This window comes from Candidatus Polarisedimenticolia bacterium, from assembly GCA_035764505.1.
Classification (GTDB): domain Bacteria; phylum Acidobacteriota; class Polarisedimenticolia; order Gp22-AA2; family AA152; genus AA152.
In genome coordinates, this window is sequence record DASTZC010000225.1 from 1 (window position 1) to 10721 (window position 10721).

At 65.8% G+C, this 10721-nt stretch carries 8 protein-coding genes; 6 read left to right on the forward strand and 2 right to left on the reverse strand.

What is annotated here, in order from left to right; all coding sequences use genetic code 11:
• Positions 1–130: 130 nt before the first annotated feature.
• A complete protein-coding gene (locus tag VFW45_14775; protein HEU5182049.1) occupies positions 131–2251 on the reverse strand; it encodes a VWA domain-containing protein in 2121 nt (706 codons plus the stop codon).
• A gap of 350 nt (positions 2252–2601) precedes the next feature.
• On the opposite strand from VFW45_14775, the gene VFW45_14780 reads away from it, so the two are divergent.
• Together VFW45_14780 and VFW45_14785 are read left to right on the forward strand one after the other, a co-directional pair.
• Positions 2602–5091, forward strand: a complete 2490-nt coding sequence (locus VFW45_14780; protein HEU5182050.1) for a sodium-translocating pyrophosphatase — start codon at positions 2602–2604, stop codon at positions 5089–5091.
• Positions 5092–5260: 169 nt separating this feature from the next.
• A complete protein-coding gene (locus VFW45_14785) occupies positions 5261–6559 on the forward strand; it encodes a rhomboid family intramembrane serine protease (GenBank protein HEU5182051.1) in 1299 nt (432 codons plus the stop codon).
• 145 nt (positions 6560–6704) lie between these two features.
• On the opposite strand, the gene VFW45_14790 is transcribed toward VFW45_14785, so the two are convergent.
• Positions 6705–8510 carry an ABC-F family ATP-binding cassette domain-containing protein gene (locus VFW45_14790; protein HEU5182052.1) on the reverse strand — a complete coding sequence of 602 codons (1806 nt, stop codon included), beginning with the start codon at positions 8508–8510 and terminating at the stop codon, positions 6705–6707.
• Between the two features lie 209 nt (positions 8511–8719).
• Between VFW45_14790 and VFW45_14795 the strand changes: the two genes are divergently transcribed.
• From VFW45_14795 to VFW45_14810, 4 genes are all read left to right on the forward strand, one after another.
• A complete protein-coding gene (locus VFW45_14795; protein ID HEU5182053.1) occupies positions 8720–8845 on the forward strand; it encodes a hypothetical protein in 126 nt (41 codons plus the stop codon).
• A gap of 118 nt (positions 8846–8963) precedes the next feature.
• A complete protein-coding gene (locus tag VFW45_14800) occupies positions 8964–9590 on the forward strand; it encodes an FAD-dependent oxidoreductase (GenBank protein ID HEU5182054.1) in 627 nt (208 codons plus the stop codon).
• Complete coding sequence (locus VFW45_14805; GenBank protein ID HEU5182055.1) at positions 9479–9781, forward strand: hypothetical protein; 303 nt, start codon at positions 9479–9481, stop codon at positions 9779–9781. The genes VFW45_14800 and VFW45_14805 overlap by 112 nt, the downstream gene beginning before the upstream one ends.
• A 31-nt stretch (positions 9782–9812) precedes the next feature.
• Positions 9813–10475, forward strand: a complete 663-nt coding sequence (locus VFW45_14810; GenBank protein HEU5182056.1) for a VOC family protein — start codon at positions 9813–9815, stop codon at positions 10473–10475.
• The last annotated feature ends 246 nt before the right edge of the window (positions 10476–10721 follow it).

Below are 10721 nucleotides of genomic sequence, written 5' to 3' on the forward strand. Positions count from 1 at the left end.
TGACCACAATCCCCAATCAGGTCAACATCCCCTGGTGGTTGAGGCAGCACGCCTTCGGCGGAAACTGAAGAAACGCCTTTTAGGGGGGCTGGCGGAGCTCATCCGCCGGCCCCTTTTTTTCTCCAGCGCCTTACTTGAGCATGAAATCGACGCGCTGGACGACGCCTCGCCCGCCGATTTCGTCGAGGGCCTGGACGTTGAGCGAATAGATTCCCAGGCCCAGATCCGATAGGGGAAGCGGGATCTGCAGGGGGATCACGTCGGCCTTCTCTTCGGCCGAGAAGGTGTGCAGCGTATCGGCGATTTCCCGCACCGTGGCGCCTTCCTTCTGAATCGATCCACGGACTCTCACGCGCGCTTCTCCCGTGGACTTGTCCCGCTCCGGGTGATAGACGAGGCAGGAGCCGACCACTTTGGCGCCGCGAGAGAAGACCCGGGTGACCGCGGGAACGACCAGGGCTTCGTCCTCCTTCGTCGAGGGATCGATGTCGACGCGCCGCCCGCGCTGCGCGTCGCTCTCGAGGAGGAGCGTGCTCATGGCGATCTTTCCGGGAGCAAAGGTGGGAACCTTGATGGAGCTGCGAAGGGCGCCGATGTTTCCGGTTCCCAGATCGCGCACCACCGTGACGGTGTCATATTCGCCGGAGGGGATGGGGCGGCTGGCCAGCAAGGTCAAGGCTCCTCTCGTGGCGAAGACCTGGGCTCCGAGGACCGCCTCCACGGTTCGGCTGAACTGATCCACAACCTGGCTTTTTCCGGCGCGCACGACCATTCCCACCTCGAGCCGGGCGGCATATTCGCCCGCTCGAGGCAGAAAGAGCAGCGAGTCGTCGGGGATGGCCAGCGCCAGCTCCACCTCGGGCTTCGTCCCATCCCGGAGATAGCTGCGCGCTTCGAGGGTCATCGGAAAATCGCGGAACAGCTCGGGTGAGAGATAGGCCGCGAGGAGCTGGCTCTCCTGCAATTGCTCGGAGGTCAGATAGAGAAGGCCTTCCTTGGCCCGGACCTGAAGACCCTTGCGGAGGACGCCCACCTTCACGGCGTGATACTTGCCGTCGGGATTCCCTGAAGGAACATACGCGAGTCGGTAGGTCGCCCGGGTTTCCTCCTCGACTCTCACCATGGCCGCTTCGAAGTCGTCGTTGCCGTGATAGGCGACCCCGCCCGTGCCCAGCGCGAAACCCGACAGTGTGTTGGATGCGTCGCTCTCGATGAGAGTCGCCCACGGTCGATCGGGCACGTGCTGAAGTCCGGCGACCGACCCACGGGTCACTCCCTGGGTATTGATCGTATGAATCGCCACCTGGGCCGCAGCCGCTTCGCGTGTGAGGCGCAGAATCTCGCCGTCCAGCCTCAATTCACTCGAGACCGCCACCGTCGGAGAGAGCGCCCGCCCGCGTGAGCGGATGTCGGGGGTTCCATAGAAAGCGAACGGGTCGGCGAAGAAGCCGTCGGTGAGGAAGAACACCTCCTTGCGCTGGGAGATGCCGGAATGAAGATACGAGACGAGAGCCCTGAGCGCGGCCAGCGTCCGGCGGGTGCGCCTTTCATCCTCGTCGGCGAAGGTGGTCGCGACGCGCTGGCCCGCTTGCTCTCTCTGGAGGGCGTCGCAACGGGTGCAGTTTTCCTTCTCCTCCTCCATCCGAATGATGTTCTGATGCACATGGTTTTCACCGGCATTGCGCATCCGGGGATCCGATTCGATGGCGTCGAGCGCCGACAGCATTTTGACCCGGTCGGAGGTGAATTCCTGGTAGACCTTGAAATCTCTTCCAAGCCCGGTGACCATCACTTCGTCCCCCGATGGGAGGCCCTTCCGCAGGAACTTCCGCACCGCCTCGATGGCAGGGGCGCCCAGTCCCCGCTCGCAGTTCAAGCCGTCGAGCAAGAAGACGAAGCGGCGATTGGATTGCTGTTTCAGGAGCGGCTCCCGTTCCCGCGCTTTCTCCGCAGGAGCGGAGGTGGGTTCGTTAACGAGGGTGCCTGCGCTCCATTGCAGCTCCACGGATTCGATGGGATGGGGCTTGCCGTCGACGCGAAGCGAGAACTCCTCGGGCCGCAGATCGTCGACGCGATGCCCCTTCTTGTCGGTGACAACCACATCGATCAGGACCAGGTTGATCTGCTCCCGCTGGACCCCGGGCGCGGATGGCACTTCCTTGAGTTTTGGATCTTTCGCCTCGCTCCGCTGCGCGGCGAGACTGAGGAGCAGGATGGCGGCGCAGGAGCCTGCCAGGCGACGAAAGTGCATTCGACGGCTCCAGGACTGTGATGGGCTTCGAGGAGTCTAGCACGGCATGTGCCGGCAGCGTCGCCGGCGATCACTTCGACAGGAACGCTTCGACGCGCTTCAGGAAGGCATCGGGCTCTTCGCAGAACGGCAGGTCCGGGCCTGGCGCATGCTTCCGGCCCAAGGTCGAAGAGGCGGCAGGCAGCCGGGGAGGCTGCCATCCAGGCCGCTGCGTTGAGGGGCACTGCCGCATCGACAAGGCCCCCCTTGCCTACGGTATACTCTCCGGCCCCCCGGGAGGGTATCTAGGGTGACCCAAGCGTCCGCCGCTCGGCGGGCAGCCCACCTGGGACTCATTCTGTGAGGTCAGCATGACATTCGCATCCGCTCGGCGGGAGTGTGCCCGACGGGGTGACACGCGACGCGCGACTCCGCTCCTGTTCGCCGCGCTCGGCCTGCTGCTGGTTCTGTTCTCCTTCTCGCCCCTGCGCGCCGAGTCCGGCGCCGCGGAGCACAAGCCGGGCGGCGAGGCCAACCTCGTCCTTCCCGACCTGAGCCAGGTGAGCTTCCTCGGGGGGATCGACGGGCACACCTTGCTGCTGGTCGGGCTCGTCGTCTGCGCTCTCGGGCTGGGCTTCGGGATGGCGATCTACGCGCAGCTCAAGAACCTCCCGGTGCACGCCTCGATGCGCGAGATCTCCGAGCTGATCTACGAAACCTGCAAGACCTACCTCATGCAGCAGGGCAAGTTCCTGCTGATCCTCGAGACCTTCATCGGCGTCATCATCGCCTTCTACTTCGGGGTCCTGCTGCAGTTCCCCGCCCTCAAGGTGGCGATCATCCTCCTGTTCAGCCTGGTGGGGATCGCCGGCAGCTACGGCGTGGCCTGGTTCGGCATCCGGGTCAACACCTTCGCCAACTCGCGCACCGCCTTCGCCAGCCTGGCCGGCAAGCCCTATCCCTGTTACGCCATTCCCCTCAAGGCGGGGATGTCCATCGGCATGCTGCTCATCAGCGTCGAGCTGGTGATCATGCTGTTCATCCTCCTGTTCGTCCCCGGAGATTACGCGGGCCCTTGCTTCATCGGGTTCGCCATCGGGGAGTCGCTGGGCGCTGCGGCGCTGCGCATCGCGGGAGGGATCTTCACCAAGATCGCCGACATCGGCGCCGACCTCATGAAGATCGTCTTCAAGATCAAGGAGGACGACGCGCGCAACCCCGGCGTCATCGCCGATTGCACCGGCGACAACGCCGGAGACTCGGTCGGCCCTTCGGCCGATGGCTTCGAGACCTACGGCGTCACGGGGGTGGCGCTCATCTCGTTCATCCTGCTCGCCGTCACGAGTGCGACGGTGCAGGTCCAGCTGCTGGTCTGGATCTTCATGATGCGCATCGTGATGGTCATCGCTTCGGGCGCCTCCTACCTGATCAACGAGGCCCTGGCCCGAGGGCAGTACCGGACGGTCGACAAGATGGACTATGAGGCGCCGCTCACCCGGCTCGTCTGGCTGACCTCGTTCATGTCCATCGCCCTCACGTTCGTCGCGTCCTACCTGCTGATTCCGCAGCTCGGCGACGGCAGCCTCTGGTGGAAGCTCTCCATGGTCATCACCTGCGGCACGCTCGCGGGGGCCGTCATCCCGGAGCTGGTCAAGATCTTCACCTCCACCAACTCGGGGCACGTCCGCGAGGTGGTGGCCTCGGCACGCGAGGGCGGGGCGTCGCTGAACATCCTCTCCGGCCTCGTCGCCGGGAACTTCAGCGCCTACTGGCTGGGGATGGCGATTCTGTCCTTGATGGGAATCGCCTACGGGATCAGCACCATGGGCTTCGGCGAGATCCTGCCGGTGGCCCCCGCGGTGTTCGCATTCGGCCTGGTGGCCTTCGGCTTCCTGGGCATGGGCCCGGTCACGATCGCCGTGGATTCCTACGGGCCGGTGACCGACAACGCCCAGTCGGTCTACGAGCTCTCGACCATCGAGCAGATCCCCGGCGTCAAGGAGCAGATCAAGAAGGAGTACGGCTTCGACGTGAACTTCGAGCGGGCCAAGCACAACCTCGAGGAGAACGACGGGGCGGGGAACACCTTCAAAGCGACGGCGAAGCCGGTGCTCATCGGCACGGCGGTGGTTGGCGCCACGACCATGATCTTCTCGATCATCGTGGCCCTCACCAGCGGGCTGACGACCAACATCGACAAGCTTTCGCTGATGCACCCCCCCTTCCTGCTCGGCCTCATCGCCGGCGGCGCCATGATCTACTGGTTCACCGGGGCCTCGATCCAGGCGGTCACGACGGGAGCCTACCGCGCCGTGGAGTTCATCAAGGCCAACATCAAGCTCGAGGGGGCGACCAAGGCTTCGGTGTCCGACTCGAAGAAGGTGGTCGAGATCTGCACCCAGTACGCCCAGAAGGGGATGTTCAACATCTTCCTGAGCGTCTTCTTCGGCACGCTGGCCTTCGCGTTCTTCGAGCCGTTCTTCTTCATCGGCTACCTGATCTCCATCGCGCTGTTCGGGTTGTTCCAGGCGATCTTCATGGCCAACGCCGGCGGCGCGTGGGACAACGCCAAGAAGATCGTGGAGGTCGACCTGAAGGAGAAGGGGACCGAGCTGCACGCCGCGACGGTGGTCGGGGACACGGTGGGGGATCCCTTCAAGGACACCTCGTCCGTGGCGATGAATCCGGTCATCAAGTTCACCACGCTGTTCGGCCTCCTGGCCGTCGAGCTGGCGGTGAGCGTGACCTACCAGCAGGGGAACAGCACCCTGACGCACGTCCTGGCGGCGGCCTTCTTCGCGGTGTCGGTCTTCTTCGTGCGCCGCTCCTTCTACGGGATGCGCATTACGAAGGCCACCTAGCCCGTCACGCGCCGCGCCCCGCTGACGGCAGGATTGTCGGGTTTCCATGTCCAACTGCGTTCGATGCGGGCGCGAGCTTCCTGCTTTCAGCTTCGGCCAAGCTGCCGACACTTGCGGCGCCTGCCAGGCCGCGGAGGCGTCTCAACCTCCGGATTCTTCCGGCGAGGAGGTGCGGCTGCCGGACGTATCCCTCCGCACGGTTACTCCCGCCACAAGCCTCATCATCGGGATCAACGTTCTCGTGCTGGCGTGCATGGCCATTGCGACGAAGGGCCAAGCACTCATCGGGCCGAGCAGTCAGGTCCTGTTGCGCAGCGGCGCCGACTGGGGGCCCCGAACGTTCACGCACGAGCCATGGCGGGCTTTCACCTCCATGTGGGTGCATGCCGGGGTGGTGCACCTCTTCATGAACATGTGGTGTCTGGACACCTACGGCCGCGTAACCGAAAGACTTTTCGGCTGGCGCCTCTACCTGGCGATCTACACGCTTGCCGGTCTTTGCGGCTCGATAGCGAGCCTGGCCTGGCATCCCGAGACGGTGAGCGTGGGGGCCTCGGCGGCGGTGTTCGGCGTCGTGGGGGCCCTGCTGCTGCCTTTCAAGAGGGGAAACCTGCCGATTGCTCCGCAGGCGCTGAAGGCGCAGGGCAAGAGGCTGTTCGTCTTCGTGGGCTACAACCTCCTCATCGGGACGGCGGTTCCGGCCATCGACAATGCCGCACACGTGGGAGGCCTGCTCGGCGGATTCACGCTCGGTGCGCTGGGCGCCAGGGACGTTCGGGAGAGAAGGCGGGTGGCCCGCGGCGCCGTTCTCATGGCGGGGATCGTCATCCTGGCGTTCTTCGCCGTCCGTCACTTCCGGATGGCGGCGACGCTCGCGCAACAGGCCGCCGAGCAGCTCGATGCAGGACACACCGATGAGGCGATCGTCACGGCCACCGCCGCCATCGCGCATGACGACCGCGATGCCGTCGGCCATGTCGTTCTGGGAGCGGCGCGCCTGAGGAAGGGCGAGCAACAGGGCGCGGTGGAAGAGCTCGAAAAGGCGGTCCGGTTGGAGCCGGATTACGACTATGCGCTGTCGCAGCTCGGATTCGCGTACATTCAGCTCGACCGCACCGCCGACGCCGTGCGGGTCCTGGAGCGGGCCGTCAAGCTGAACGAGGACGATGCCGTGGCATGGGCAAACCTGGGCGTGCTCCACGCGCGGACCGACCGCCCTGACGAGGCGCTCAGGGCGCTGAAGACCGCCCTCGAGAAAAATCCTCGGCTGGCCTTTGCGCATGACGCGCTCGGGATCGTGCTGCAAGGCCGCGGCGAGCTCGATCCGGCCATCGCGTCGTTTCGAGAGGCCTTGCGGCTGAATCCGGAAGACGAGGAATTCCGGGCGCATCTGGCCGACGCGCTCGACTCCAAGGGGCTGCGCCAGGAGGCGGAGAGGATACGGCGAGGCGAGGCCACGAGCCGGTGAGCCGTCCCGCCGGTCAGGGTCGGCTTTCTCTCGGCTGACCAGCTCGGGGCCGCGGTTTCGGCGTGAGCATCATTATTATGGGGATTCCCCCGGCAGAATGTCCCCTGCCGCCCCCAGGGGAGCCCCTGACCTCGCCTGGCGATCGCTACTTCTGTTTCTCGTCCAGGTCGGCCCAGCGGGCGTAGAGCCGGTCGACCTGGGTCTGGAGATCCTCCAGCTCCGCGAGCCGCTTCTGCAGCATTTCCGCGTCCGTTGCGATGGAGGGATCCTCCGCGCGTCGCCGTGCCTCGGCGAGGCGTGTCTCGACTTCGAGCACGGCGGCCTCCATCCCGGACCATTCGCGCTGCTCGAGATAGGAGAGCCGCCGGCTTGCGGACGGCGGCACCTTTGCCGTCGAGGGACGTGGCGGGTCTTTCCTGGGCGGGAGCTGTGGCGGCCGGTTCGCCTCCCATTGGCCGTAATCGGCGAAAGCCTGCGCGCCGCCGCGGCCGTCGAGCGCGATGACCTGAGTCGACACCCGATCGAGAAGATGCCGGTCGTGGCTCACGAGGACGAGGGCTCCTGGGAACTCGAGCAGGGCCTCCTCCAGGACCTCGAGCGCCGGGATGTCGAGGTCGTTCGTGGGCTCATCGAGGACGAGCAGGTCGGCCGGCTGGAGCATCATCCTGGCGAGGACGACCCGGGCACGCTCGCCTCCCGAAAGGCGGGACACCGGCGTCTCGAGCTGCCCGGCCTGGAAGAGGAAGCGCTTCGCCCACGCTGCGACATGGAGCGCGCGATCCCGATAGATGACGCTGTCCCCCTCGGGCGCCAGCGCCCGCTTGAGGGTGAGCCCGGGGTCGAGAATGTCGCGGTTCTGGTCGAAATAGACGACCCGCAGGCCCTCGGCGCGCTGGATTGACCCGGCAGCGGGAGCAATCTCCCCGACGATCGTCCGGAGCAGCGACGTCTTCCCCGACCCGTTGGGCCCAAGGACGCCGCAGCGCATGCCCGGCGTGAGCAGCAGGTCGAGGTGATCGAGGATCGTTTTCCCGGCGAGCGCGATCCGCACTCCCTCGCCGGACCAGAGGCGCTTCGTCCTCCGCCCGGACGACGTGAACTCGATCTCCACGGTCGGTGCGGCGCTGCGAGCGCGGCTCTCATTCAGCCTCGCGATGCTGTGCTCGGCCGACTGGATGCGAGCCTTCGATTTGGTCGTACGTGCCTTGGCGCCGCGGCGCAGCCAGGCCACCTCCCGGCGGACGAGGCCGGCCAGGGTCTCCCGGTAGGCAGCCTGGTTGCTCAAAGCCTCGTCGCGCGCCTCCAGGAAGTCGGCGTAGGTTCCGGTCACGTGGAAGAGACCCGCCTCATGGATCCGGTTGATCTCCAGCATGCGTCGCGCCACCCTCTCGAGAAAGTAGCGATCGTGACTGACCACGACGAACGCGCCGGGCTCGTTCCGCAGCAGCGATTCCAGCCAGAGAATCGAGTCGATATCCAGGTGGTTCGTCGGCTCATCGAGCAGGAGGAGGTCGGGCGCGCGGGCGAGCTCACGCGCGATGGCGAGGCGGGCGCGCCAGCCCCCCGAGAGGAGGTCGGTCGAGATGCCGGGGTCGGTGAACCCGGCCTTGCCCAGGGCCTGCCTGACACGCCGGTGTCGCTCGTGATCTTCGAGCCGCTCATCGGTCGCGACCGCTTCCGCGACGATTTCCTCCGCCGACCTCCCCGGGGCGAAGACCGGGGTCTGCGGCACGTAACCGATGCGAAGGTTCTTTTGGCGGCTGCAGATCCCCGTGTCCGCTTTCTCGAAGCCGCCGAGGATTTTCAGCAGGGTCGACTTGCCCGCGCCGTTGGGGCCGACGAGCCCGAGGTGATCTCCCTCGTGGAGAGCGAAGGTCAGCCCTTCGAACAGCGCGGGGCCGCCGAACGACTTGGTGAGACCTTCACAGCTGAGGAGCGCCGCACGAGGCATGCATGATCACGCAGAGTGGGAAAACGACGACGGTAAGCTACCCCCCGGGCCGTTGCCTGTCGCCAAGACTCGATTCGATTACCTTGGGGGAGCGAAGTATACAACGGCCGACAATGACCCAAGAAGATCTCCTGCGTAGAGCCCTCCGTGATACAGGGAGCCTCACGCGATCACTCTTGATGGATTCGCACTTGCCTTGGGGAAGCCGCATGAATTCCCGCTTGCTGATGAATCTGCAGGTCGCGGTCGGGGTTCCGCAGAAGGTCGGCGCCGTGCCCGGCGGAACGCGCGTCATCGCGCCGATCGCCGGCGGCCAGTTCGAAGAGATCCTTTGAGCAGGCTCTACCGGTAGTCTCGGGAAGATGTCAGGCAAGAAAGTACACGACGGGGTGACGCCTCATTCGTCCCGGTGATGCAGGAGCAGTATGCTGGGGACCTCATAAAGGTCAGGACATGCCCCAAGAGTTCGACATCGTGTGCCTCGGAGGAGGCGTCGCCGGGGAGGCGATCGCGGCCGGCCTCAAGGACAGCGGGCTGACGCTCGCGGTCGTCGAGCGCGAGCTGGTGGGAGGCGAGTGCCCTTACTGGGGCTGCATCCCTTCCAAGACTCTCCTGCGCTCCAGTGAAACCTTGAGCGAAGCCGAGCGCGCCCGCGCTCTGGCCGCGTCACGCGTGGAATGGACCGTCGATTTCCCTAAAGTTTCGAAACGCGTGCTATGGATGGCCCGCAACCTCGATGACAGCCGGCCGGCCGCCGCGCTGCAGGCGACCGGCGCCAGACTGTTTCGCGGTGAAGGGAAGCTGATCGACCTGCGCACGGTCGCGGTCGGAAGCGAGCAGCTTGTCGCGCGCCGCGCCGTGGTGATCGCCAACGGCAGCACCGCGGTGATCCCGGACATCCCGGGCCTGGACACGATCCGGAGATCGCCTCGGTCGGCCTGTCGGAGGCAGCCGCGCGCGCCCGCGGCATCGACGTCATCGTCGCCGGCGCCGATCCTGCCGAGGCGGCGCGCGGCTACATCCATGACTTCCACCAGGGCGCGCTCAAGCTGGTCGGCGACCGCTGGCGCGGAGTGCTGATCGGCGCGACCCTGGTCACTCCGCGCGCCGGCGAGATCCTGGGAGAGCTGGTGCTGGCGATCAAGCTGGGCACTCCGCTGAAGGCGCTCGCCGACGTCATCCATCCCTTCCCGGCATTCAACCGGGTGCTCGGGGCAAGCCTCGAGGAGCTCGCGGCAAAGGCGGGGCCTCCAGGTGCGACAGGAACCTGATATCTCTCGCTTACGAACCACGGAGGTCATCATGAGCAAGAATCCCCCCGCTGCGAGGATCGCTCAGAAGCTCGAGGTTGTCATCATCCCGGTGTCGGACGTCGATCGCGCCAAGCGCTTCTACGAAGGCCTGGGCTGGCGGCTCGACGCCGATTTTGCCAACGGCGACAACTGGCGGGTGGTGCAGCTGACACCGCCTGGCTCTCCCTGCTCCGTTTTCATCGGCAAGGGACTCACGAGCGCCGCGCCGGGCTCGATCCAGGGAACGTTCCTCGCCGTCGAGGACGTCGAAGCCGCACGCGCCGGGCTCCGTGAAAGCGGCGTCGAGGTGAGCGAAGTGTTCCACTTCGAGGGCAACCTCATCCGTGTCTCCGAGAAGAGCGGGCGCCTGCCGGGTCCGGATCCGGAGCGCCGTTCCTACTTCTCGTTCGCCACGTTCAGCGATCCGGACGGCAACAGCTGGCTGCTGCAGGAGATCACGACGCGCCTTCCCGGACGGGGAGTCAGCAACCTGGATGTCGCGACCCTGACCGGTTTTCTGCAGGAAGCGGAGAAGCGCCACGGCGAATACGAGCCGACCGCCCCGAAGCATCACTGGTCGGACTGGTACGCCGCCTACGTCATCGCGCGGCAGGAGGGGAGAACTCCCGAGGAGTCGGCCAAGGAGGGGGCGCGCCGCACGGCCCAAGCATGAGGGCGACGGGTTGAGAATCCCGAACTGGCTCGAACAGACAACTGGGCGCCGCCCGAACGCGACGAACGAGTCGCGGTCGGACGGCGCCTTTGCGTCATGCTGGATGGAATAATCTACGACCTGACAGCGATGGTGAGGGGCCGGTCCAATGTAATGACCAGGTCCGTGCCCGACGGAATCACCAGCTTCTTTCCTTTGGTGCCCGCGGCGATGGCCGTGCCGATGCCGCCGCCCACCACGGCTCCT